Genomic DNA, 24,014 nt, shown 5'->3' with positions numbered 1-24,014 from the left:
GTGCCCGAGCTGTTCTACGACGACAACGCCGACCTGTCGATCATCCAGGGCCGCAACGTCGCGGTCATCGGCTACGGAAGCCAGGGCCACGCCCACGCGCTCAACCTCCGTGACTCGGGCGTCGACGTCCGCGTCGGCCTGAAGGACGGCTCGTCGAGCCGCGCCAAGGCCGAGGCCGAGGGCCTCAAGGTCCTCTCCGTCGCCGAGGCCGTGGAGGAGGCCGACGTCATCGTGATCCTGACGCCGGACCAGGTCCAGCGCACGGTCTACGCCGAGGACATCGCCCCGAACCTCGTCGCGGGCGACGCCCTGGTGTTCGGCCACGGCTTCAACATCCGCTTCGGCTACATCGAGGCGCCCGAGGGCGTCGACGTCGTGCTCGTCGCCCCCAAGGCCCCCGGCCACACGGTGCGCCGCGAGTTCGTCGCCGGCCGCGGCATCCCCGACATCATCGGTGTCGAGCAGGACGCCACCGGCAAGGCGTGGGACCTCGCGCTCTCGTACGCCAAGGCGATCGGCGGCACGCGCGCCGGCGTCATCAAGACGACCTTCACCGAGGAGACCGAGACCGATCTCTTCGGCGAGCAGGCCGTCCTGTGCGGTGGCGTCTCGCACCTGGTGCAGGCGGGCTTCGAGACCCTGACCGAGGCCGGCTACCAGCCGGAGATCGCGTACTTCGAGGTGCTCCACGAGCTCAAGCTCATCGTCGACCTCATGTGGGAGGGCGGCATCGCCAAGCAGCGCTGGAGCATCTCCGACACCGCTGAGTACGGCGACTACGTCTCCGGTCCCCGCGTCATCGACGGCTCGGTCAAGGAGCGCATGAAGGAGGTCCTCGCCGACATCCAGTCGGGGGCCTTCGCCGAGCGCTTCATCGCCGACCAGGACAACGGTGGCAAGGAGTTCCTCGAGCTCCGCGAGAAGGAGGCTGGGCACGCCATCGAGGCCACCGGCAAGGACCTGCGCTCGCACTTCGCGTGGAAGCAGACCGACTCCGACTACGTCGAGGGTTCCGCCGCTCGCTGAGCACTGACCTCACTGCTCCGCTGGGAGTGGCACTCGGTTTCGCACCGGGGCCACTCCCAGCGGTGTCTCTACGCGATCAGGTCGATGGGGGTGGCCCGCGAGGAGCCGGCGGCCCGGCCCTCCAGGACGTCGTCGAGGGCCAGGCGCAGCCGCGCCACGCCCTCGGTGAGCCGGTCGGGGGAGTGGGCGTAGGGCAGCCGCAGGTGTCGCTCGCCCGCGGTGCCGCCGTGCGAGAAGAACCGCGGTCCGGGCGTGAGCAGCAGCCGGCGACGCTCGGCGGCCGCGCACAGCCGCGTCGACAGGCGGCCGGGCAACGTCACCCACAGGTTCAGGCCACCGGCCGGGCACGGCGCGGTGATCTCCGGGACGTGCGTGGCCAGCTCGGCGAGCAGGTGGTCGCGCCCGGTACGCAGGGCCGCTCGCCCGGCCGCTGCCGTCTGGCCACCGTCGGTCAGGAGCTCGGCGAAGACCATCTGGTCGAAGGCCGACGAGCTCAGGTCGTCGATCATGCGGGCCTGCACCAGGCCCATCACCATCGACCGTGGCACGCGCATCCACCCGACCCGCAGCCCGCCCCAGAAGGGTTTCGACGACGAACCGAGGACCACGGCCGACGGGTCGAGCTCGGCGAGGCTGGGCGGCAGGTCGATGCCGTCGAGGTTGACCTCGCGCATCGACTCGTCGACGATCGCCGTCACCCCGTGGCGTCGCAGCTCGCGCGCCCAGCGCTCCCGCTCCTCACCGGACATGACGGCCGCGGTGGGGTTGTGGAAGTCGGGGATCACGTAGGCCAGTCGGTGCCGGCCGGCCGCCAGCGTGGTCGACATGGCCTCGCTGTCCCACGGGGAGCCGCCGACGGGCAGGGGGGAGAGGCGACCACCGGCGGCCACGAAGGCGTCGTGCGCGTGGGGATAGCTGCTGCCCTCGACGAGGACCCGGTCGCCGGGGGAGAGCAGGGTGCGCGCGAGCAGCGAGATCGCGCCCATGGCCCCGTTCGTGACGATGATCTGTGCAGGATCGGTCGGGAGCCCGCGGTCGGCGTAGTACTGCGCCACCAGCTCGCGCAGGACCGGGAGCCCGTCGGGCAGGTAGCCGCTCGTGGCCAGCAGGCCGGGCAGCTTCTCGCATGCGCGCTCGAAGGCCCGCGCCATGCCGGGCGGCCCGACCGGCGCCGAGTAGGTGAAGGCCAACGTGTCGGTGTCGTCGTGCATGCCGATCAGCGTGCTGGCGGAGGAGGCCTGCATGGGCAGCGCGATCGTGCTGCCGGAGCCACGACGCGACTCGACCAGCCCGGCCTCGCGGAGCTCGGCGTAGACCCGCGTGGTCGTGGTGCGACTCACCCGCAGGGCGGAGGCCAGCTCACGCTCGCTCGGGAGGCGGGTGCCGTCGGCCAGTCGCCCGTCCATCGCCGCGACCCGGATGCGGTCGCTGATCTCGAGGTACGCCGGACCATCGTCATCGAGCTCGCCGATGACGGTCGCGAGACGCCGTGCGGAGATGACCACTGCCATGAAGCCACCTTCCCCCAATTGGATATTTAGCGCAAGGCCAATCTGCGCGACGATGGAGGCATGTTGCTGATCGTCGCACTTCTCGCACTCGTGTCCTGGACGACCTGGCGCACCGCCGTCCTCGTCCGCACCGACGGTCGGGGCGACGTCCCGCCGCCGCGCAGCCACGACCACGAGTGGGTCGCGCCGTGGCGCGCCTGATCCCCACGAGCCCGGCCGGCCGGTTCGTCCGGCTCCTGGTGGGCCTGTGGCTCTACGGCGCCACGATGGGCTTCCTGGTCGAGGCCGGTCTGGGGCTCGACCCGTGGGACGTGTTCCACGAGGGCGTCGCCGGCATCGTGCCGCTCACATTCGGCCAGGTCGTGATCCTGACGGGGGCCGTGGTGATGCTGGCATGGATCCCGCTGCGCCAGCGTCCGGGCATCGGCACCCTGCTCAACGTGATCCTGATCGGCATCGCGGCCGACGTCACGCTGGCGTGGCTGCCGACGCCCGACCACCTCGGCGTCCAGGTGTCGTTCCTGACGATCGGCATCGTGGGCAACGCCCTCGCCGGCGCCCTGTACATCGGTGCGGACTTCGGCACGGGACCGCGCGACGGTCTGTGGAGCGGGATCGTCCGCAGGACCGGGCTGAGCATCCGCGTCGTGCGGACCTCGCTCGAGATCACGGTGCTGGCGGTCGGCTTCGCGCTCGGCGGCACGGTCGGCGTCGGCACCGTTCTCTACGCCGTGCTGATCGGTCCGCTCGTGCAGGTGTTCCTGGTGCTGCTCGACGGGTCCCGCGGTGCGTCAGCGCCGCGTGGCGATGACCAGGCTGGCGTCGGCGTCGATCAGGAGCTCCACGGCGACGAACCGCTCGTCGGTCAGCCACTGCTCGCGGACGGTGTCGACCTGGCCGTCGACGATGGGCGGCCAGTGCGCTGAGGCGGTGAAGTCGTCGAGCACCGCGATGCCCCCCGGCTCGAGGAGCGCCGCGAGGTGGTCGATCTCCGCCATGACCTCACGGACGTCGACGAAGATCAACGAGAACGGCGCGTACTCCTCGAGCGTGGTCCAGTCGCCCGACACGATGTCGACGTTCGCGACGTCGCTGAAGATCTTCTGCACGTCCTCGGCCAGCGACGGGTCGAGCTCCGCGCTCACGATGCGGGTGCCCTCGGCGGCGCCGCTCGACAGCCACGCGGAGCCGACGCCGGTGCCGGTGCCGAGCTCGGCGAGCGTGCCGGACCGTGCGGCGGCCAGGGTCGCGAGCAGGCGGCCGGTCTCGTGGCGCGTCGACGTGATGAACCCGCGCTGGCGGGCGAGGTCGAGGGTGCGTCCGACCAGCGCCGGGACGTCGAATGGAGAGGACACCGCGTCAGTCTGTCACGCGTCAAGCGGCGTGCCGACACGCCGGGACCGCAGTCGTTGCCGATCGGTCGGCAGGTGTTGGGGCGGTGGGGTACAGTCCTGCCCATGCGGAAGCAGCTCGTATCCATCGCTTGCCGCGGCAGGGTCTCCTAAAGGTCCGACCTCCTGCCGCGGAGTTCCAGCGTTGGACCGCTGAGCCGCTGCAGGATCGCATCGATCACCACCCTGATCTGCTCCTTCTCGCGTCGGTCACCCCGACGAAGTGGTTCCGCGGACCAGCTGTCTGTCAGACCGCTGACCATCAGAACCGAGAAGGAGCATCATCATGTCCAATCCTGTGATCGAGTGGGGACCTGCGCACCTGCGCGACGACGCCAGCGAGCTGCTGGACGCGTTCGCCGACGCCGACCGTCCCGACGACAACTGACGATCCGACCGTCGACCAAAAGGCGAGATGCCGGTTTCAGCATCTGAGACCGGTCGTCCTAGGATGAGTTCATGACGCAGACCTACAACCTCGCGATCGTTCCCGGCGACGGCATCGGCCCGGAGGTCACCGGCCAGGCCCTCCAGGTCCTCGACCAGGTGGCCTCCGGGCACGGCCTCGCCTTCGCCCGCACCGAGTACGACCTCGGGGCGCGGCGGTGGCACGCGACGGGCGAGACCCTGCCCGACGGCGTCCTGGAGGAGATCCGTGGCCAGGACGCCATCCTCCTGGGCGCGGTCGGCGACCCGAGCGTGCCGTCGGGCGTGCTCGAGCGGGGCCTACTGCTCAAGCTGCGCTTCGAGCTCGACCACTACGTCAACCTGCGCCCCTCGAAGCTGTTCCCGGGCGTCCCGACGCCGCTCGCCGGCCATGTCACCGACCGGGGCGACATCGACTTCGTGGTCGTCCGGGAGGGCACCGAGGGCCCGTACGTCGGCAACGGCGGCGCCATTCGCGTGGGCACCCCGCAGGAGGTCGCCACCGAGGTGAGCCTGAACACGGCCTTCGGCGTGGAGCGGGTCGTGCGCGACGCGTTCGCGCGGGCCCAGGCCCGCCCCCGCCGCAAGCTCACGCTCGTGCACAAGAACAACGTGCTCGTGCACGCGGGCCACCTCTGGAGCCGCACGGTCGACGCCGTCGCGACGGAGTTCCCGGAGGTCACGGTCGACTACCTGCACGTCGACGCCGCCACGATCTTCCTGGCCACCGACCCGTCACGCTTCGACGTGATCGTCACCGACAACCTGTTCGGCGACATCCTGACCGACCTCGCGGCTGCCATCACCGGTGGCATCGGCCTCGCGGCCAGCGGCAACGTCAACCCCGACCGCAGCTCGCCGAGCATGTTCGAGCCGGTCCACGGCTCGGCCCCGGACATCGCCGGTCAGAGCAAGGCCGACCCGACCGCCGCGATCCTGTCCGCCGGGCTGCTCCTGGAGCACCTCGGGCACCCGGCTGCAGCCGCCGAGATCACGGCCGCCGTCGAGGCCGACATCGCCGCCCGCTCGGGCGCCGGCACGGCCGCGCGTTCCACGCAGGAGGTGGGGGAGGCCATCGGTTCGCTGCTGGCCGCGGGCGTATCGGTGGGCTGACCGTCCACCCTGTCCCGCCCTCGTCGAAAGCACTACCGTGACCTTCATGACCACTCCGTCCTCCAGCACCGGGCCGTTCGCCAGCACGTTCACCTCGAACTCCGCTGCGCGCACGGACGCCGAGCGGTCGGCGGTCCTCGCCGATCCCGGGTTCGGCAACCACTTCACCGACCACATGTTCCTCGCCGAGTGGACTCCGGACGCCGGCTGGCAGGACGGCCGGGTCGTCCCGTACGGCCCGCTCCTGCTGGACCCGGCCACCGCGGTCCTGCACTATGCGCAGGAGATCTTCGAGGGGCTGAAGGCCTACGCCCACGCGGACGGCTCCGTGTGGGGCTTCCGTCCCGAGGCGAACGCCGCGCGGCTGGCCCGCTCGGCCCATCGACTCGCGCTGCCTGAGCTGCCCGAGGACTGGTTCCTCGGTTCCATCCGCGAGCTCGTCACGGCCGACCGCGCCTGGGTGCCGACCGGCGAGGAGCGCAGCCTCTACCTGCGTCCCTTCATGTTCGCCTCGGAGGTCTTCCTCGGGGTGCGGCCGTCGCAGCACGTGACCTACTCGGTCATCGCCTCGCCTGCCGGGGCGTACTTCAGGGCGGGCCTCAAGCCGGTCGACATCTGGCTCTCGGAGACCTTCACGCGCGCGGGTGCCGGCGGCACCGGCGCGGCCAAGTGCGGGGGCAACTACGCCGCCAGCCTGCTGCCGCAGCAGGAGGCCTTCGCCCACGGCTGCGAGCAGGTCGCCTTCCTGGACTCGGTGGAGAACCGGTGGGTCGAGGAGCTCGGCGGCATGAACCTCTACTTCGTGCAGGCCGACGGCTCGATCGTCACCCCCGAGCTGACCGGCTCGATCCTCGAGGGCATCACGCGGGACTCGATCATGACGCTCGCCCGCGACCTCGGCCACGAGGTCGTCGAGCGCAAGGTCGGGATCGACGAGTGGCGCGACGGGGTGGCGAGCGGCCAGATCACCGAGGTGTTCGCGTGCGGCACCGCCGCCGTGGTCACCCCGGTCGGCCGGCTGGCCTGGGCCGGTGGCGAGGTCGACAGCGCCCAGGGCGAGATCGGCAAGGTCACCGCCGAGCTGCGTGCAGCCCTGGTCGACATCCAGTACGGCCGGGCCGAGGACCGCCACGGCTGGATGACCCAGCTCGTCTGAGGCCGGTGGCTCAGTCCTCGTCGGTGCTGCGCGGCTCGGGTGCGTCCACTCCCTCCGTCTCGACGTCGGTCACGAGCCAGCTGTCCCCGTCCTTCTCGAGCTCGTAGGTGTAGGTGGCCGAGTACTCCTCGGGGTCACCGTCGAGCTCGAAGGTCTGGGTGGCCTCGATCGTGATCGTGGCCTCGGTGTCGGTCTCGGAGGCCACCTCGAGGTCGTCGACCTCGAGGGTGAACGAGTCGAAGTCGTAGCCGCCTTCGTCGGCCTCGTCGCGGGCGTCGTCGAGCTCTGACTCGCAGTCCTCGACGGAGTCGAGGTCAGTGACCGGATGGAGGACGAGGACCTCGCAGTCCGCGTCGTTCGTGGCCTGGATGAACCCCCGCATCGCGTCCTCCGGGGTCTGGCCCGCCGAGGTGTCGTCGTCCTTCTCGCCGTCGCCGCCGCCGAGGGCGAGCACCAGGGCCACGACGCCGACACCCACGAGGAGCAGGGCGGTCAGGGCGATGCCCACGACGAGGGCGATGCGGGTGGTGTCCTTGGTGGGCGTGGGCGTCTGGTGCGACATGTGAAGCCTCCGGTCTGGGATGGTCATGGAGTCAGAGGCGCCGTGCGGCCCCGATGTTCCCGTGTCGGGCCTGTTCCCGTGTCGGGTCGTGGCAGTGGTTCGGACCTGTGGTCTGATCGAGATATGACGCACATCACACCTGAGGCACCGGTGACGCGACTCGAGCACGACCTGATCGGGGAGCGTCACGTGCCGGCGGAGGTCTACTGGGGCGTGCACACCCTGCGCGCCCTCGAGAACTTTCCCATCACCGGCATCCCGATCTCCGAGAGCCCCTACCTGGTCGAGGCGCTGGCCTCGGTCAAGGAGGCCGCCGCGCTCGCCAACCACCAGCTCGGGCTGCTCGACGACGCCCGGTTCGAGGCGATCCGCGATGCCTGCGAGGAGATCCGGGCCGGCCAGTGGCACGACCAGTTCGTGGTCGACGTGATCCAGGGCGGTGCGGGGACCTCGACCAACATGAACGCCAACGAGGTCATCGCGAACCGCGCCCTCGAGATCATGGGCCACGCCCGGGGCGACCACCACGTCCTGCACCCCAACGAGCACGTCAACCTGAGTCAGTCGACCAACGACGTGTACCCGACGGCCGTCAAGATCTCGATCATCCTGGCCGCACGCGACTTGCTCGCCGCGATGGCGCGGCTGGAGGAGTCCTTCGCCCGCAAGGCGCTGGAGTTCCACGACGTGCTCAAGATGGGCCGAACCCAGCTGCAGGATGCCGTCCCGATGACCCTCGGTCAGGAGTTCGGCACGTACGCGCAGATGCTGACCGAGGACCGCGCGCGGCTGTCGGAGGCCGTGGCCCTGCTGCACGAGATCAACCTCGGCGCCACGGCGATCGGCACGATGTTGAACGCACCGGTGGGCTACGTCGAGATCGCGTGCTCCCACCTGCGCGTCATCACCGACCTGCCGCTCGAGACGGCAGTCGACCTGATCGAGGCGACGCAGGACTGCGGGGCGTTCGTGCAGGTGTCCGGCACCCTCAAGCGGGTCGCGGTCAAGCTCGGGAAGATCTGCAACGACCTGCGCCTGCTGTCGTCGGGACCGCGAGCCGGGTTCGGCGAGATCAACCTGCCGGCCGTCCAGGCGGGATCGAGCATCATGCCGGGCAAGGTCAATCCCGTGATCCCCGAGGTCGTGAACCAGGTGGCCTTCCAGATCATCGGCCACGACGTGACGGTGTCGATGGCGGCCGAGGCCGGGCAGCTGCAGCTCAACGCGTTCGAGCCGGTGATCTGCTTCTCGCTGGCCGCCGGCATCTCCCGGCTCGAGCAGGCCATCGAGGTGCTCGCCGAGCGGTGCGTCGACGGCATCACGGCGAACGTGGGGCACCTGCGTGCCGAGGTCGAGCGGTCGATCGGCCTCGTGACGGCGCTCAACCCCTTCATCGGCTACGAGGCCGCGACGCTCGTGGCCAAGGAGGCGCTGGCGACGGGGCGCGGTGTCGCGGAGCTGGTCCTCGAGAAGGGTCTGCTCCCGCCCGAGCAGCTCCAGCGGATCCTGCGGCCCGAGACGCTGGCGAACCTGGGCCCGAAGCCGCCGGTCAGGTGAAGAGGGCCACGGCGTCGCCCTCGATCGTCACCACGAGCTCGTCGCCCACCAGCGCGAGCGCGACGTCGACGCCGTAGCCGCCCTCCGCCGCGGGGTCGCGCGGAGGGGCCGGTTCGCCGAGCGCATCGGCGACGTCGGCGAGGGTGACCGTGGCGGCACCCACCGGGTCGTTGTCCGGCCACTCGGCGAGCAACCGGTGCGTCAGGCCCGTCAGGACCGCGATCGTCGCCGCCAGCGCGATGAGCGGCACGTCGGCGCATCGGATCTCGGGCAGGCCGAAGGTGGCCAGCCCGTGCGACACGACGTCGGATCCCGTGGCCCGGACGTCGTCGACGTCGAGCGCGACCCACTGACGAGGTGCGTGGGGGTCGGTCTCGTCGACCGTGTGCGTGACGAGGCGGGGCACCGCGAGGTCGACGACGAGCCCGTCGTGCTGCGCCGCCAGCGTGAGCGCCTCGAGACGGGCGGCGACGGCGTCGGCCCGGGCGGACGCGACCGACCCGGACCGGTGCAGCACCCGCGCGTGCGTCCGCGCCTCGAACGCGGCGAGCTGGTCGGCGTCGGCACCGAAGCGCCGCAGGAGCGCGACGGTCGGCAGGGGCACCGGCACCGGCTCGACCGGCTCGAGCGGCACGGCGGTCACCACCGCGTGAACGCTGTGACGGACGTCGGGCACAGGCACGGTCATCGGTTCGGTCCCGTCTTGGCAAGCATCGGCTCGAAGTCTAGACTCAGGAACCGTGACGAGCCCCACGACGACCACCGTCATCATCATTGCCGGGCGCGCCGGGTCCTGACCGACAGGAACCAGCGCGCCGCCTCCCGATCCCCGGGGGGCTTTTTTGTTGGCCGAAGGAACACCATGACCGCCGCACCCGACCCCCACGCTCCCGATCCCACCTTCCACGTCTACGACACGACGATGCGCGACGGCGCCCAGCAGGAGGGTCTCAACCTCTCCGTGCAGGACAAGATGCACATCGCGCGGCACCTGGACGACCTCGGCGTGGGCTACATCGAGGGCGGTTGGCCGGGATCGAACCCCAAGGACACCGAGTTCTTCGCGCTGGCGGCCAAGGAGCTCGAGCTGCAGCACGCGACGCTCGCCGCGTTCGGGGCCACGCGTCGAGCCGGAGCGGTGGCGGGTGACGACCCGCTCGTGGCGGCACTGCGGGAGTCCGGCGCCTCGGTCGTGACCCTGGTGGCGAAGAGCCACGACCGCCACGTGGAGCTGGCCCTGCGCACGACCCTCGAGGAGAACCTCGCGATGGTGCGCGACACGGTCTCGCACCTGCGGGCGGAGGGGCAGCGGGTCTTCGTCGACCTCGAGCACTTCTTCGACGGCTACCTCGCCAACCGCGCCTACGCCCTGGAGGTCGTCGGCGCCGCCACGGAGGCCGGCGCCGAGGTCGCCGTGCTGTGCGACACCAACGGCGGCATGCTGCCGCACCAGGTCACCGACGTGGTCGGCGACGTGCTGGCCGCGACGGGCGCCCGGCTGGGCATCCACGCGCACAACGACACCGGCTGCGCGGTCGCCAACTCGATGGCGGCGGTCCTCGCGGGAGTCACGCACGTGCAGGGCTGCCTGAACGGGTACGGGGAGCGCACGGGCAACGCCGACCTCGTGACGTGCGTCGCCAATCTCGAGCTCAAGCTCGGGCGACCGGTGCTGCCGGCGGGCCGGCTCGCGGAGGCGACGCGCATCGCGCACGCCGTCTCCGAGATCACCAACTATCCGCCGCTCGCCCGCCAGCCGTACACCGGCGTCTCGTCGTTCGCGCACAAGGCGGGCCTGCACGCCAGCGCGATCCGTGTCGACCCCGACCTGTACCAGCACATCGACCCGGCCCTGGTCGGCAACGACATGCGACTGCTGGTCTCGGAGATGGCCGGACGCGCGACGATCGAGCTCAAGGGACGCGAGCTGGGGTTCGACCTCACCGACGACCCCGCGCGGCTCGCGCGGCTGACCGACCGCGTCAAGGAGCTCGAGCAGTCCGGCTACACCTTCGAGGCGGCGGACGCCTCGTTCGAGCTGCTGCTGGTCGAGGAGGTCGAGGGAGCCCGGCCGCGCTACTTCGACATCGAGTCCTGGCGGGTCATCGCCGAGTCGAGTGGGCTGCGCGAGGGCGCGCTGGCGGAGGCCACCGTCAAGATCGTCGCCGGAGGCCAGCGGCTGGCGGTGATCGGTGAGGGCAACGGCCCCGTCAACGCCCTCGACCACGCCCTGCGCCTGGCGATCGAGCAGGTGTACCCGGACGTCGTGCAGTTCCACCTGACCGACTTCCGCGTCCGGATCCTCGACCAGGGTCACGGCACCGACGCCGTCACGCGGGTGCTCATCGAGACCTCCGACGGCAAGGACTCCTGGGTCACGGTCGGCGTCGGCGCCAACATGATCGAGGCCTCCTGGATCGCCCTCACGGACGCCCTGACCTACGGTCTGCGGGCGCACGGAGTGGCCCCTGCGGGTTCGTGACGGCCTCGGCGTGAGACGGCCATGACGAGATGGAGACGGCTCGCGATCGTCCTGCCGGTGATCGTGACGGTGCTCGTCGTCGCGGTGGTGGGCGCGCTCGTGATCGTCGAGCAGCAGCGTCAGGTGCGGGCCGGCGACGAGGCCGACGCGGTCGCCGCCGAGTTCGTGGAGCAGGTCGAGCGCTACCGCGGCGAGCTGGCGGAGATCGTCCTGGCCGGACGCGACGGCCCGCCCGCCGACCTCCAGGCCCAGGTGCAGGCGCGGCTCGACGACCCACCGCGCCTTCCCCCGGTCGACGGTGAGGGTGCCGAGCTGTCGTCGGAGTACCGCGACGCCCAGTACCTCGAGGCCACGCTCGCCGACCCGTACGTGGAGCTGGTCGACGTGCTCGGCCGCGTCGCGGTGGCCCGCACCTTCATCGCGGCCGCCGACACGGCACTGGCCCTCCGCATCGAGACGATCACCGGGTCGTCGACGATCCGCGACACCGCGGTCGTCGAGCGCGAGGTGATCCCGGCCTACGAGGACGCGCTCGCGGACCTCGCGGCAGTTCCGGTCCCGGGCGGGCAGGAGGAGCTGGCCCGGACCGTGACGGCTGCCGTGCAGAACGTGATCGACCAGTGCGAGCTGCTGGTGGCGTTCGCGGCACTGGGGCAGAACTACTCGTTCAGCTACGGCGAGCAGCTGGCGATCGCCGCCGAAGGGGTTCGTCTGTACGGACTCACGGTCGACGCCGAGCTCGCGACCGCGGTCGACGCCGTGCTGCCCGCGTGAGGGTCGGACCCGGCGAGTGCCGAACCGCCGATGGGGAGAGGTCCCCGGGACGCCGGTTGAGTTTGACACCACCTGAGCGTCCGGCCACCGTTCTGCCATGAGCACGCGCGCGAAGATCATCCTCTTCTCCGTCCTGGGAGTGGTCGTCCTGGCTGGCATCGCGGTCACGACCGCGGTCCTCGTGATCCACCAGAACCACCAGAACGACATCGCTGCGGCCGACCGTGCCGCCGACGACTACCTCGCCGAGGTCGCGACCTTCCGCGAGGACCAGGCGTCGGTCATCGACGACGAGCTGTCGGACGACGAGTCCGTCCTCGACGCGATCGCCGAGGCGAAGGATGCCGTGCCGTCGATCGGAGACGCGCCCGAGTACGGGCGTGAGAACTCCGGCGACTACGCCGCGGCAGCGAAGGTCGAGCAGGAGATCTCCGACGACCTCGACGTCCTGGAGTCCTTGGCCGAGGATCGCCTGGCAGCCACCGAGTTCCAGGACGCCGTCGCCGTCGCGCTCGATCGCGGGACGCCGGGCGAGCTCTTGGGTCCGGGTCCGTTCTCGAGCGGCCAGCCCGTGCGCGACTCCTCGATCCCGGGGATGCAGGCGGTCAAGGACACCTTCGAGGCCGTCGAGGTGCCGGAGGGCTACGAGGAGGCGGCGGAGCTCACGTCCGCCGCGCTGCAGTTCGTGCTCGACAACCTGAACCAGACGGCGGCGTCGCTCGACGGCGGCCAGTCGTACTCCTTCGAGTTCACCGAGCAGTACGGCGCGGCCGAGCTGGCCCTCAACGAGGCCGAGTCGTCCCAGGAGGACGCGTTGTCGTCCGCGGTCGAGTCCTTCGGCGCCGACGAGGACCTGGAGGAGTCGAGCTCCGACGACGACAGCGAGGACGAGGACGGCGAGTCCGGCGGTGGCGACCCGGCGGAAGAGCTCACCGAGAGCTGAACGGGCTCGACCTCGCCGCCCGGGGCCCGGCACCCCTGCCGCGTCTGGGTCAGCGGGGGACGCGGGTCATCGGCACGTGGTCGATGCCGGCGTCGACGTAGGGCTCACCGTCCTGGACGAAACCGAAGCCGGCGTACCAGTCGTGCAGGTAGGCCTGCGCGCCCAGATCGATCCTGGCGTGGCCCCAGCGGTCCAGCACCTCGCGCAGGAGGCTGCCCGACAGCCCGGCGCCGCGGGCGTCGCGCCGGGTGCACACGCGACCCACGTGGCGCACCCCGTCGGCGGTGACGTAGGTGCGCAGGTAGCTCGTGATGCCTCCGTTGTCGGCGTACCAGAGGTGTGTCGTGGTCGGCTCGAGGTCGACCGCGTCGGGGTCGGCGTCCTCGCAGCGCTGCTCGACGTTGAAGACGAGGTCGCGGATGGTCCAGATCGCGTGCACCTCGGCACCGGTCAGTGACCTGCCGTCGGTGAGGTGGAGGCTCGGCACCGGCTCAGCCTACGGTCTTGAGCGCCCCGCTCAAGCGGCGAGTTCGCTGTCTGTGGCGAGGAGGTCGTCGTCGGTGCGGTGGGCGAGGCGGTGCGCGAGCTCTTTGGCGACCGGGTCGGGTCGGTAGGGCGCGAGCCGGTGTCGGTTCGGTGGTGTCTGCTCGATCTGGTGGAGGCGTCGGAGGACGTCGTCGATCACGCCATGGCCCTTGCGGGCATGGTCTCCGCGGCAGCGGGGATCGAGGTTGTCGCCCGACGTGGGTCCGTCGGGCCAGGGTTCTCGGTGGTGCCGGGCCGCGCTCGTTCCTCGCGCTCAACCCGTAGCTCGCTGGAGCTCGCCACGGCCCGGCAGGCGGGCTTCGCCCGCCCCGTGGCTGAGGGTTGGCTGAGGCAGCTGCACGAGTGGGCCAGCGTGTTGCCGGTGATCGGTTCGATCAGCAATCGGTGCCAGAGGGCGTCGCCCTCGACGGCCGAGTCGAGCAGCCACTCGGCAGGGACCTCCCAGGACCCGTCGGCCGCTTCGGCGTGACCGGGCTCGGCGCCGGCGGCGACCTTCGCGTCGAGGGTGACGGCGATGTCGATCGCGAGCCCTCGGCCGCGGGCGGTCTGGGACTCCTCAGCGGTGAGGGTCCATTCGGTGAGCAGCTCGGCCTGGAGCTGGGCCTGGGTGCGTTCGTCACCGGCGGCGCGGGCGGCCTTCGCGGCCTTGCGCAGCCGGGTGGCGATCGCGGCTGCTTCGTGGGCGGGGAGGTAGGCGTTGAGCCAGGCCATGGCGTCGTCGGCCTGCACGACGTCGACGTGCCGCAGCTCGCGTTCGGCGTTGGCGCGCTCGACGGCCAGGTCGGCCTCGACCCGTGAGACGAACCGGCGCAGCCAGGAGCGCAGCTCGGTGAGCGTGTGCGTGGCCGCGTAGGACACGACCTGGGTGTCGAGACGGTCGGAGGACTCGGGGCGCTCGAGTCGGCGCACGGCCAGGGAGATCTCACGCACGCGGGCGGCGTCGAGGACCCCGCGCTGGAACATCAACCAGACCCGTGGTGTCTGGCAGCGCAGCCGGTCGCCGGCGGCGAGTCGATCGATGACCTGGCCCTCGGAGAGGTTGAGGTGCAGCCCGATCTCGACCGCGATGGTGGACCGTTCGATGACCTTGCGCATCGGGCTGGCGTCGGAGGCCTCGATGCGGTCGAGCTCGCCGTCGCGGTAGTCGAGCATCGCCAGCCACTCGCAGGCCTCGGCCATCGCGCGGTCACGCGCGATGCCACTCAGGTCCTCCAGACCCGGCCGGTTGCTGCTCATGACTCAAACCCAACACCCACCCACCGACAAGCCCATGAGATCGGGAAGCGTGCTGTGGAGAACTCGCCGGTCAGGCTGCATGTCGGTCGGTCCCAGGTTCGTCAGGCTCCGGACGGCGCTGAACCGTGGTCCAGCAGCTCGCCGACAGCGCCCAGCAGCCGCTCCCTGAGCGGCTGCGCCAGCCCGGCGAGGCGGCGCTGCTCCTGCACGTAGGCCGCCTTGCCGTCGGCCGTCTCGACCGGAATGGGCTCGAGGCCGAGGTCGGTGACGTCGTAGGGCGACGCCCGCATGTCGACCTGGCGGGCGTCGAGCGCGAGCTCGAAGGTGTCGAGGACGACCGTGGGCTCGATGAACGGCACGAGACGGAAGGCCAATCGGTACAGGTCCATCGTGACGTGCACGCAGCCGGGCTGCTCGAGTTGCAGCTGGTCGTCGCGGGTCGGCTGGTGGGCGTTGAGTGGGGCTGCCTCGGGCGTGAAGAACCGGAACGCGTCGACGTGCGTGCACTGCAGCGTGTGCGACCGGACGACCTCGTCGGTGCCGGCCGCGCCGAGTCGGAGGGGCTGGTCGCCGTGGCGACGCTGCTGAGCCGCGCCGTGCACCATGGCCCACTCGTGCAGGCCGAAGCAGCTCCACCGCGGCTCGGCGTCGCGGGTGCGCGACAGGAGCGCATGGGTCCATCGCAGGCCGGGCAGACGCCGCTCCAGGCGCCCCGGATCGACTCGGGACACGCCGTCCTCGGTCTCGTAGGCACCGAGTGCCGCGTGGTCGGGTGAATCGACGAGCCCCACGCCGAGGCCGGGGTGCCAGCGTGCGAGCGCGCCGGGGGAGAAGTTGTAGTACTCGAACAGGAAGTCCTCGACGGGGTGGTCCTCGCCCGAGGCCCGGCGGCGCAGGTGTGGGACGGTCCAGTGCTCGGCGCGCTCGCGATGGGCCTGCGCGCGTGGAGACCACTCCTCCCGAGAGAGGACGATCACGGGGCTGGACTCAACGGTGCGAGACGCCGGGGCCGGGCTCATGGGGGAGTGCTCACCGGGGGCAGTCGCCGCAGGTCCCGAAGATCTCGAGGGTGTGGGCGACGTCGACGAAGCCGTGCTCGGCGGCGATCGAGTCGGCCCAGCGCTCGACCGTGGGGCCGGCGACCTCGACCGTGCGCCCGCACGCACGGCACACCAAGTGGTGGTGGTGACCCGTGCTGCACTGCCGGTAGAGGGTCTCGCCGTCGTCGTTGCGAAGCGCGTCGATCTCGGCGGAGTCGCTCAGGGCCTGCAGGTTGCGGTAGACGGTCGACAGGCCGACCGACTCGCCGCGGTGGCGCAGCAGATCATGGATCTCCTGAGCACTCGCGAAGCCGTCGAGGTCCTCCAGGATCGCGGCGACGGCGCGACGCTGACGGGTGTTGCGGGGGGTGCTGACCATGCTCTCGATCCTCCTCAGCCCAACTGTAGTGGGCGCCTCTTCCAGCGTCGGCTGAGCGTCATGACCCCGCGCGCCGCCGCCAGCACGGCGAAGCACAGCATCGCGGTGAGGACGATCGTGGGGCCCGGCTGGGTGTCGATCTCGAAGCTCGCCACGACCCCGCCGATCGCCGCGACGAGTCCGAGCAGCATCGCGAGCAGGTGCGTGCCCCGGAAGCTCCGGGCGACCTGCTGGGCGGCCGCCACGGGAACGACCATGAGCGCCGACACGAGCAGCAGCCCGACGGTGCGCATCGCGACCGTGATGGTGACGGCGGCCAGCACCGCGATGAGGATCCCGTACAGGCGCACCGGCACACCGCTGACCCGGGCGTGCTCCTCGTCCTGGCACACCGCGAACAGCTGCGGCGTGGCCGCGACCACCACCGCCAGCACCAGGGCCCCGAGGACCCCCACGACGACCAGGTCGTCGGAGGTCACGGTGACGATCGAGCCGAAGAGATAGCTGTTGAGGGTCGAGGCACTGTCGCCGGCGAGGTTGATCAGCAGGACGCCCGCGGCGAGGCCGCCGTAGAACAGCATCGCGAGCGCGACGTCGCCCGAGGTCTTGGCGTAGGTGCGCATGAGCTCGATCGCTAGGGCTCCGAGCGTGGCGGCGATGACCGCGGTGAGCAGCGGTGCGGTGCCCGTGAGCAGCCCGGCCGCGACGCCGGTGAGCGCCACGTGGCCGATGCCGTCGCCCAGGAGCGCCAGACGGCGCTGCACCAGGAACGTGCCGATCGCCGGCGCCGTGATGCCGGTGATGAGCGCCGCGAGCAGGGCTCGCTGCATGAAGTCGTAGTTCAACAGCTCCAGCATCAGAGCACCCCCTCGTGCGGCAGCGGCTCGATCCGACCGGGCTCGCCGGTGTGGGGGTGGTGGTGGACGTGCTCGGCGGGTGCCGACTGCGGGGGGCCGTCGTAGACGACCTGGCCGTGATCGATCACGACGGCCCGGTCGACGACGTCCGTCAAGGGGCCGAGGTCGTGCTCCACCAGCAGCACGGCGGTGCCCGCCGCGACGAGATCAGCCACGGTGCGCGCGAGGCCCTGGCCGCTGGCGGCGTCGACCCCGGCCAGGGGTTCGTCCATGACCAACAGGTCCGGCTCGGAGGCCAGGGCCCGGGCGATCAGGGTGCGTTGGTGCTGACCGCCGGAGAGCTCCGTGACGGGCCGCCGGCGCAGGTCGGTGAGCCCGACGAGGTCGATGGCGCGGTCGGCGGCCTCACGGTCGGCGCGCCGCGCGGGACCGACGAGTCGGCGCCGGGCGAGGCGTCCGCTGAGCACGACCTCGCGCACCGTGGCCGGCACCCCGGCTGCGCTGACGCTGCGCTGGGGCACGTACCCCAGGCGGGCGCGGTCGCGGAACTGCGCGATGGGGGTGCCGAAGAGGCTGACCTCGCCCGTTCGGCGGGGCACCAGGCCGATGACGGCCCGCACCAGCGTGGACTTGCCGGAGCCGTTGGCGCCGAGCACGGCGACCACCTCGCCCCGGCCGACGACGAGGTCGACCCCTGACAGCACGGGCCGGCCGCCGAGGTCGACCGTGACACCGCGCGCCTCGAGCACGGCACGGTCGCCCTGGCTCACTGGCACCTGTTGGCCTCCCGGATCGCGTCGAGGTTGCTCCGCATCAGGGACAGGTAGTCCTCGTCCGCGGTGGCGTCGCTGAGACCCTCGATCGGGTCGAGGATAGCCGTCGTGGCGCCCGTCGTGCTCGCGACGGTCTCGGCCACGGCCGGGTCCACGAGCTGCTCGGTGAAGACCGTGGTGATGCCCTGGGAGGTCACGAGGTCACTGATCTCGGCGAGCTGGGCCGAGGACGGTTCGGCGCTCGGCTCGAGGCCGGCGATCGGCACCTGGACGAGGTCGTACGCGTCGGCCAGGTAGGCGAACGCCGCATGGGCCGTGACGATGGTGCGGAGCTCGCAGGTCTGCAGGCCGACCGTGTAGTCCGCGTCGAGGTCCTGGAGCTCGGTCACCAGGGCATCGGCGTTGGCGGTGTAGTCGTCGGAGTGCTCGGGGTCGACCTCGGCCATCCGGTCGCCGATCGCCCGGGCGGCGAGCTCCATGCGGTGCGGGTCGAGCCAGAAGTGCGGGTCGACGCCGCCGTGGTCGTGGCCCTCGTGGCCCTCCTCGTCCTCGGCGTGCTCCTCGTCCTCGGCGTGCTCCTCACCTTCGGCGTGGTCGTGGCCCTCGTGGTCGTGGCCTCCGTCCTCGGACTCGATGAGGTCGACGACGCTCGCGAGGTCCAGCGTGGTGCCGTCCTCGCGGTCGGCCTGCTCCACGGCCTCGTCCACCGCGGTCTGGAACGCGTCGACGTAGACGACCAGGTCCGAGCCCTGCACGTCGGCGACCTGTCGGGGCGTCAGCTCGAGGTCGTGCGGCTCGCCGCCGGGACGCGTCAGGTTCTCGACCGTGTAGTGCTCGCCGGCGACCCGCTCGACGAGGAACTGGAACGGGTAGGCCGAGGTCACCACGGTGGGCCCGCCGTCGCCACCCCCGGCGCCGCACGCGACGAGGAGGGGGGAGAGCAGGAGGGCAGGGGCGATCAGGGTGGCACGGCGCATGCCCCTATCGTTCACGCGGATGGGAACCATTGTCAAACTGACGGCAGGTGCCGCTGGTCACGCCGGTCTCGATACGCTGGCCCGATCCACGGGAGCGGTCCGTCACGACGGCCGCGCGCCCCGCCGACATCCAGCCGGGAGAACTGCACCTATGCCTGCGTCCACGATCGACACCGTCACCAGCCTCTGCAAGCGTCGCGGCTTCGTCTACCAGTGCGGCGAGATCTACGGCGGCACGAAGTCGGCGTGGGACTACGGGCCCCTCGGCGTCGAGCTCAAGGAGAACATCAAGCGCCAGTGGTGGCGATCGATGGTGCAGGGACGCGACGACGTCGTCGGCCTGGACTCCTCGGTCATCCTTCCCACCCGCGTGTGGGAGGCCTCGGGGCACCTCGCGGCCTTCGTCGACCCGCTCGTGGAGTGCCTGAGCTGCCACCGCCGCTACCGGCAGGACCACCTGCAGGAGGCCTACGTCGAGAAGAAGGCGAAGGGCGGACAGGCGGGGCAGGACGAGATCGACCCCGACACCGTCGCGATGGACCTCATCGTCTGCGCCAACTGCGGCACCAAGGGCCAGTGGACCGAGCCGCGCATGTTCAACGGCCTGCTCAAGACCTACCTGGGCCCCGTCGAGTCGGAGGAGGGCCTGCACTACCTGCGTCCCGAGACCGCCCAGGGGATCTTCGTCAACTTCGGCCAGGTCATGACGAGCGCCCGCAAGAAGCCCCCGTTCGGCATCGGCCAGATCGGCAAGAGCTTCCGCAACGAGATCACGCCGGGCAACTTCATCTTCCGCACGCGCGAGTTCGAGCAGATGGAGATGGAGTTCTTCGTCAAGCCCGGCGAGGACGAGCAGTGGCACGAGTACTGGCTCGCCGAGCGCATGGGGTGGTACACCGGTCTCGGCGTCACGCCCGACAACCTGCGCTTCTACGAGCACGCGGCCGAGAAGCTCTCGCACTACGCCAAGCGCACCGTCGACATCGAGTACCGCTTCGGCTTCCAGGGATCGGAGTGGGGCGAGCTCGAGGGTGTCGCCAACCGCACCGACTTCGACCTGTCGACGCACAGCCAGCACTCGGGCAGCGAGCTGTCGTACCACGACCAGGCCACGGGCGAGCGCTGGACGCCGTACGTCATCGAGCCCGCAGCCGGCGTGAACCGCTCGATGATGGCCTTCCTCGTCGATGCCTACGCCGAGGACGAGGCGCCCAACACCAAGGGTGGCGTCGACGTGCGCACCGTGCTGCGGCTCGACCACCGGCTGGCTCCCGTCAAGGCCGCGGTGCTGCCCCTGTCGCGCAACGAGGCGCTGTCGCCCGCCGCCCGGGACCTCGCGAAGGAGCTCCGCGGCTACTGGAACGTCGACTTCGACGACGCCCAGGCGATCGGCCGTCGGTACCGCCGCCAGGACGAGATCGGCACGCCGTTCTGCATCACGGTCGACTTCGAGACGCTCGACGACCAGGCCGTCACGATCCGCGAGCGCGACACGATGCAGCAGGAGCGCGTCGCCCTCAGCCAGGTTCGTGACTGGCTCGCGGCGCGCCTCCCCGGCTGCTGACCCTGCGCGGGGTGACAATCTCGGCGTGATCTCGTCGCGTCGCCGTCTTCGTCTGGTCCTGTGCGCCCTGGCACTGCTCGTGCCCGTGGCCGCGTGTGGCGGCGGCGAGGACGACCCGAAGCCGGTCTCGTCGGTCCCGGCCGGCTTCGAGGTGCCCGACGGCGTCACGATCAGCAAGCCCGGTGCCCAGCGCAAGCCGGGCGAGACCGCGACGGTGGTCTACCAGGTCGATGAGCAGGCCGCGAGTGCCATCACGGTGACGATCGCGAACGTCCGCCGGGGCGTCATCGAGGACTTCCGCTTCTTCTCGCTCACGCCCGACCAGCTGGCCTCCTCGCCGTTCTACGTCGACCTGACGGTCGTGAACGAGGGTCCGGCCGGGCTCGGAGGTGCGGCGCTGCCGGTGTTCGCCCGTGACGACTCCGACATGCTGCTCCCGCCGACGCCGATCGTCGGCAGCTTCGCGCCGTGCCCGTCCGGTCAGCTGCCCGAGAGCTTCCTGCCGGGGGAGTCGGCGAACCTGTGCCTGGTCTACCTGGTGCCCGCCGGCCAGGCGCTGGTCTCGGTCGACCTGCAGCCCGACGGCGACGACTCGGCGATCACCTGGTCGCCGTGACGTGCTGCCCCGGGTGGCTGCGCCCGACCTGACGGCGCCGGGTGGGACAATCGGAGGATGACCACCTCGACCATGGCGGCGCCCCTGCGCCTCGGGGACCTCGAGGTCCCCGTCCCGGTCGTGCTGGCGCCGATGGCCGGGGTCACGAACGCCGCGTTCCGCCAGCTCTGCGCCGAGCAGGGCGCCGGTCTGTACGTGTGCGAGATGATCACGTCCCGCGGCATCGTCGAGGGCGACCGCACGAGCCTGTCGATGCTGACGTTCTCGGGGGCGGAGTCGGTGCGGTCCGTGCAGCTGTACGGCATCGACCCCGACATCATCGGCCGCGCGGTCTCGATCCTGTGCGACGAGCACGGGGTCCAGCACGTCGACCTCAACTTCGGCTGCCCCGTCCCCAAGGTCACCCGCAAGGGCGGTGGTGCCGCCCTCCCGTGGAAGGCGAACCTGCTCGGCCGGATCCTCACCTCCGCGGTCGAGGCCGCGCAGCCCTACGGGGTGCCGGTCACGATGAAGACCCGCAAGGGCATCGACGACGACCACCTCACGTACCTCGACGCGGGCCGGATCGCGGCCGACGCCGGGTGCGCCGCGATCGCCCTCCACGGCCGCACCGCTGTCCAGCACTACTCCGGCCACGCCGACTGGGACGCGATCGCCGAGCTGAAGGCCTCGACCTCGATCCCCGTGCTCGGCAACGGCGACGTCTGGGAGGCGTCCGATGCGGTCCGCATGATGGCCGAGACCGGGTGTGACGGCGTCGTCGTCGGCCGCGGCTGCCTGGGCCGGCCGTGGTTGTTCCGCGACCTCGCCGCGGCCTTGACGGGCACCGAGGTGCTCACCACGCCGAACCTGGGGGAGGTCGCCGCGGTCATGCGTCGCCATGCCCAGCTGCTCGGGCAGTGGATGGGTGAGGAGCGCGGCTGCATCGAGTTCCGCAAGCACGTCGCCTGGTACCTGAAGGGGTTCGCGGCCGGCTCGGTCGTGCGCAGCAGCCTCGGCAAGGTGTCGTCCTACGCCGCGCTCGACGCACTGCTGGCCGACCTCGACACCGACGAGCCGTTCCCCGCGGCCGAGCTCGGGCGCCCCCGCGGGCGCCAGGGCACCCCCAAGCGGGTCGTGGTCCCGGAGGGGTGGCTCGACTCGCGGGAGGTCGACGGCGACCTCGATCCGGAGGCCGAGGACGCGACTTCCGGCGGCTGACAACCGCGGTGTAACGATTGACCCTCCCGGAGGTTACGGTCGAGGTGACTTTGGGAGGAGTCACCATGCTGAATCGATTTTTGACCGTCGCGCTGACCGCCTGTTTCGTCGTCGCCACCGGAACCGCGCCCGCCTCGGCGGCCCGATTCACCGATGTGCCCGACGCCCACACTTTCGTCGACGAGATCGGCTGGCTCGCCGGCACGGGAATCACGACCGGGTACCCCGACGGGTCGTTCCGGCCGGGCGCCTCGGTGCTGCGCGAGCAGATGGCGGTGTTCCTGTGGCGCCAGGCGGGCGAGCCCGCCGTGAGCGACCTGCCCGCCTCGAGCCCGTTCGTCGACGTCCCGACGTCGCACGGCTTCTACCGCGCGATCGTCTGGCTCGCGGACTCCGGGATCTCGACGGGGTATCCCGACGGCACGTTCCGGCCGTCGCAGCCCGTGCTCCGCGAGCAGATGGCGGCGTTCCTGCAGCGGTTCCGCGCGCTCGAGGCGGCGCCGAGCGGTGGCTCCGGATCGTTCAGCGACGTCCCGACCGGCAGCACGTTCCGGACCCAGATCCAGTGGCTCAGCGGCTCGGGGATCTCGACGGGGTATCCCGACGGGTCGTTCCGGCCGTCGCAGCCCGTGCTCCGCGAGCAGATGGCCGCCTTCCTGTTCCGGTACGACGACCAGTTCGGCGGCGGCGACGGTGCTGCGTCCGGCCCGTTCACGTCGGCGCCGACGCCCACCGTCAGCGGCAACGCCTACGTGGGCTCGCGGCTGCGGGGTGTCCCCGGCACGTGGACGCCGCAGCCCGCCTCGGTCACGTACCAGTGGCTCCGCAACGGGACACCGATCTCGGGCGCCACGTCCCTGGGCTACACCGTCCGGCAGAGCGACCTGGGGGCGACGCTGTCGTTCCGGGCGACCGCGAACCGTCCCGGAGCCGCAGCATCGGTCCGCACGAGCGCCGCCACGGGCGCCGTGACGGCGTCGCCCCTCGACGTCGTCGTCCAGCGGATCCTGACCGACACGAACCAGTTCCGAGCCTCGAACGGTCGTGCTCCGCTGCAGCTCAATGCGCCCATCTCCTCGGTCGCCCAAGCCTGGGCCCAGCAGATGTCGTCCACCTGCGTGTTCGCGCACAACTCGAGCGTCGGCCAGCTCATCCCGGGCGGGTGGCGAGCCTGGGGTGAGAACATTGCTCGCGGCCAGCAGTACACCGAGGTCGTCCAGGCCTGGATCAACTCCCCAGGGCACCGGGCGAACCTGCTCGGCGACTTCACCCACCTGGGGATCGGGTTCGTCGAGAGCTCGCCGTGCGGCCACCCCCGCACCTTCGTGCAGGTGTTCGCGAAGTACTGAGTCCTGGTCGGCGGCTCAGGCGACCGGCGTCAGCAGACCACTGTCGACGTCGTAGACGAAGCCGCCGACCTCGATCTCGTCCGGGACGAGCGGGTGGCTCTCGATCTTGTGCACGTCGGCGCGGATCGTGGACTCCTGGTCGGTGATTGCGCCAAGGCTCATCCAGCTCGCGTCGGTGCCCGTGGCGGCTCCGACCCGGGCCTGCAGCTCGGCCTCGGGCGCCGAGGCCATCGCGCAGCGGGTGTGCTGGATCACCAGGACGCGGCGGACCTGGAGGAGCGTGACGCCGAGCACGACGGCGACGAGCACCTGGTCGGTGACGCGGCCGCCGGGGTTGCGCAGGATCTTCGCGTCGCCCGGCTCGAGGCCGATCATCTTCAGGGGGTCGATGCGTGAATCCATGCACGTCACCATGGCCACACCGGCCTTGGCGATGCCGTCGAACCCTCCGTTCTGGAAGTCGTCGGCGTAGGTGCGATTGGCGGCGAGGAGATCATCGAAGGCCATGGTCCAAGATTATCGCTGGCGACCGGGTC

Annotated in this window: 25 protein-coding genes and 1 pseudogene; 13 read left to right on the top strand and 13 right to left on the bottom strand. The window is 71.1% G+C overall.

Annotation, left to right across the window (positions count from 1 at the left end; translation table 11 throughout):
- Entirely contained in the window at positions 1–1,026 is a 1,026-nt protein-coding gene (gene ilvC, locus V6S66_RS09510; RefSeq protein WP_334206500.1) for a ketol-acid reductoisomerase, read from the top strand.
- A 68-nt stretch (positions 1,027–1,094) separates the two neighbouring features.
- Here ilvC and yczR read toward each other — a convergent pair whose 3' ends face one another.
- Positions 1,095–2,537, bottom strand: a complete 1,443-nt coding sequence (gene yczR / locus V6S66_RS09505) for a MocR-like transcription factor YczR (RefSeq protein WP_334206499.1) — start codon at positions 2,535–2,537, stop codon at positions 1,095–1,097.
- Between the two features lie 60 nt (positions 2,538–2,597).
- Here yczR and V6S66_RS09500 point away from each other — a divergent pair, with 60 nt between their 5' ends.
- Together V6S66_RS09500 and V6S66_RS17030 are read left to right on the top strand one after the other, a co-directional pair.
- Complete coding sequence (locus V6S66_RS09500; RefSeq protein WP_334206498.1) at positions 2,598–2,738, top strand: hypothetical protein; 141 nt, start codon at positions 2,598–2,600, stop codon at positions 2,736–2,738.
- A 65-nt stretch (positions 2,739–2,803) separates the two neighbouring features.
- Positions 2,804–3,244 (top strand): annotated as a pseudogene (locus V6S66_RS17030) (YczE/YyaS/YitT family protein); the annotation flags it as partial.
- 84 nt (positions 3,245–3,328) lie between these two features.
- Here V6S66_RS17030 and V6S66_RS09495 read toward each other — a convergent pair.
- Positions 3,329–3,892, bottom strand: coding sequence for an O-methyltransferase (locus tag V6S66_RS09495; RefSeq protein ID WP_334206497.1), 564 nt, complete (start codon positions 3,890–3,892; stop codon positions 3,329–3,331).
- Between the two features lie 495 nt (positions 3,893–4,387).
- Here V6S66_RS09495 and V6S66_RS09490 point away from each other — a divergent pair, with 495 nt between their 5' ends.
- Positions 4,388–5,467 carry a 3-isopropylmalate dehydrogenase gene (locus V6S66_RS09490; RefSeq protein ID WP_334206496.1) on the top strand — a complete coding sequence of 360 codons (1,080 nt, stop codon included), beginning with the start codon at positions 4,388–4,390 and terminating at the stop codon, positions 5,465–5,467.
- Between the two features lie 46 nt (positions 5,468–5,513).
- On the top strand, positions 5,514–6,623 hold the full coding sequence (locus tag V6S66_RS09485; RefSeq protein ID WP_334206495.1) for a branched-chain amino acid aminotransferase: 1,110 nt from the start codon (positions 5,514–5,516) through the stop codon (positions 6,621–6,623).
- Positions 6,624–6,633: 10 nt separating this feature from the next.
- Here the strand turns inward: V6S66_RS09485 and V6S66_RS09480 are convergent, their stop codons facing one another.
- On the bottom strand, positions 6,634–7,185 hold the full coding sequence (locus tag V6S66_RS09480; protein WP_334206494.1) for a hypothetical protein: 552 nt from the start codon (positions 7,183–7,185) through the stop codon (positions 6,634–6,636).
- 123 nt (positions 7,186–7,308) lie between these two features.
- Between V6S66_RS09480 and V6S66_RS09475 the strand changes: the two genes are divergently transcribed.
- Positions 7,309–8,742 (top strand): aspartate ammonia-lyase, encoded by a 1,434-nt coding sequence (locus tag V6S66_RS09475; RefSeq protein ID WP_334206493.1) that lies wholly within the window; start codon positions 7,309–7,311, stop codon positions 8,740–8,742.
- Here V6S66_RS09475 and V6S66_RS09470 read toward each other — a convergent pair.
- A complete protein-coding gene (locus V6S66_RS09470) occupies positions 8,735–9,430 on the bottom strand; it encodes a hypothetical protein (protein WP_334206492.1) in 696 nt (231 codons plus the stop codon). The two genes, V6S66_RS09475 and V6S66_RS09470, sit on opposite strands and share 8 nt — an antisense overlap.
- Before the next feature lie 174 nt (positions 9,431–9,604).
- Here V6S66_RS09470 and cimA point away from each other — a divergent pair, with 174 nt between their 5' ends.
- The 3 genes from cimA to V6S66_RS09455 all read left to right on the top strand — a co-directional run bounded on the left by cimA (position 9,605) and on the right by V6S66_RS09455 (position 12,941).
- Positions 9,605–11,224 (top strand): citramalate synthase, encoded by a 1,620-nt coding sequence (gene cimA / locus V6S66_RS09465; protein WP_334206491.1) that lies wholly within the window; start codon positions 9,605–9,607, stop codon positions 11,222–11,224.
- A 21-nt stretch (positions 11,225–11,245) separates the two neighbouring features.
- Entirely contained in the window at positions 11,246–11,998 is a 753-nt protein-coding gene (locus V6S66_RS09460) for a hypothetical protein (protein WP_334206490.1), read from the top strand.
- A gap of 97 nt (positions 11,999–12,095) precedes the next feature.
- Entirely contained in the window at positions 12,096–12,941 is an 846-nt protein-coding gene (locus V6S66_RS09455) for a hypothetical protein (RefSeq protein ID WP_334206489.1), read from the top strand.
- A gap of 49 nt (positions 12,942–12,990) precedes the next feature.
- On the opposite strand, the gene V6S66_RS09450 is transcribed toward V6S66_RS09455, so the two are convergent.
- From V6S66_RS09450 to V6S66_RS09415, 8 genes are all read right to left on the bottom strand, one after another.
- Positions 12,991–13,428 carry a GNAT family N-acetyltransferase gene (locus V6S66_RS09450; protein ID WP_334206488.1) on the bottom strand — a complete coding sequence of 146 codons (438 nt, stop codon included), beginning with the start codon at positions 13,426–13,428 and terminating at the stop codon, positions 12,991–12,993.
- Between the two features lie 30 nt (positions 13,429–13,458).
- Complete coding sequence (locus V6S66_RS09445; RefSeq protein ID WP_334206487.1) at positions 13,459–13,626, bottom strand: hypothetical protein; 168 nt, start codon at positions 13,624–13,626, stop codon at positions 13,459–13,461.
- On the bottom strand, positions 13,623–14,723 hold the full coding sequence (locus V6S66_RS09440; RefSeq protein WP_334206486.1) for a DUF222 domain-containing protein: 1,101 nt from the start codon (positions 14,721–14,723) through the stop codon (positions 13,623–13,625). Before V6S66_RS09440 ends, V6S66_RS09445 begins: the two co-directional genes overlap by 4 nt.
- A 101-nt stretch (positions 14,724–14,824) precedes the next feature.
- Positions 14,825–15,700, bottom strand: a complete 876-nt coding sequence (locus tag V6S66_RS09435; protein ID WP_334206485.1) for a 3-methyladenine DNA glycosylase — start codon at positions 15,698–15,700, stop codon at positions 14,825–14,827.
- A gap of 52 nt (positions 15,701–15,752) precedes the next feature.
- Positions 15,753–16,142 carry a Fur family transcriptional regulator gene (locus tag V6S66_RS09430; RefSeq protein ID WP_334206484.1) on the bottom strand — a complete coding sequence of 130 codons (390 nt, stop codon included), beginning with the start codon at positions 16,140–16,142 and terminating at the stop codon, positions 15,753–15,755.
- A gap of 14 nt (positions 16,143–16,156) precedes the next feature.
- Positions 16,157–16,999 (bottom strand): metal ABC transporter permease, encoded by an 843-nt coding sequence (locus V6S66_RS09425; RefSeq protein WP_334206483.1) that lies wholly within the window; start codon positions 16,997–16,999, stop codon positions 16,157–16,159.
- Positions 16,999–17,769 (bottom strand): metal ABC transporter ATP-binding protein, encoded by a 771-nt coding sequence (locus V6S66_RS09420; RefSeq protein WP_334206482.1) that lies wholly within the window; start codon positions 17,767–17,769, stop codon positions 16,999–17,001. The genes V6S66_RS09425 and V6S66_RS09420 overlap by 1 nt, the downstream gene beginning before the upstream one ends.
- A complete protein-coding gene (locus V6S66_RS09415; protein ID WP_334206481.1) occupies positions 17,766–18,749 on the bottom strand; it encodes a metal ABC transporter substrate-binding protein in 984 nt (327 codons plus the stop codon). Before V6S66_RS09415 ends, V6S66_RS09420 begins: the two co-directional genes overlap by 4 nt.
- Before the next feature lie 151 nt (positions 18,750–18,900).
- Between V6S66_RS09415 and V6S66_RS09410 the strand changes: the two genes are divergently transcribed.
- The 4 genes from V6S66_RS09410 (at position 18,901) to V6S66_RS09395 (ending at position 23,478) form a co-directional block, all read left to right on the top strand.
- Positions 18,901–20,313, top strand: coding sequence for a glycine--tRNA ligase (locus V6S66_RS09410; RefSeq protein WP_334206480.1), 1,413 nt, complete (start codon positions 18,901–18,903; stop codon positions 20,311–20,313).
- Between the two features lie 25 nt (positions 20,314–20,338).
- A complete protein-coding gene (locus V6S66_RS09405) occupies positions 20,339–20,929 on the top strand; it encodes a hypothetical protein (RefSeq protein ID WP_334206479.1) in 591 nt (196 codons plus the stop codon).
- Between the two features lie 57 nt (positions 20,930–20,986).
- Positions 20,987–22,129 (top strand): tRNA dihydrouridine synthase DusB, encoded by a 1,143-nt coding sequence (dusB, locus tag V6S66_RS09400; protein ID WP_334206478.1) that lies wholly within the window; start codon positions 20,987–20,989, stop codon positions 22,127–22,129.
- Positions 22,130–22,194: 65 nt separating this feature from the next.
- On the top strand, positions 22,195–23,478 hold the full coding sequence (locus V6S66_RS09395; protein ID WP_334206477.1) for an S-layer homology domain-containing protein: 1,284 nt from the start codon (positions 22,195–22,197) through the stop codon (positions 23,476–23,478).
- Positions 23,479–23,493: 15 nt separating this feature from the next.
- On the opposite strand, the gene V6S66_RS09390 is transcribed toward V6S66_RS09395, so the two are convergent.
- Entirely contained in the window at positions 23,494–23,985 is a 492-nt protein-coding gene (locus V6S66_RS09390; RefSeq protein ID WP_334206476.1) for a beta-class carbonic anhydrase, read from the bottom strand.
- Between the last annotated feature and the right edge of the window lie 29 nt (positions 23,986–24,014).

The organism is Aeromicrobium sp. Sec7.5 (assembly GCF_036867135.1).
Taxonomy (GTDB): Bacteria; Actinomycetota; Actinomycetes; order Propionibacteriales; family Nocardioidaceae; genus Aeromicrobium.
Note: the sequence above shows the minus strand (reverse complement) of the source record. Positions and strands in the feature narration are given on the sequence as shown.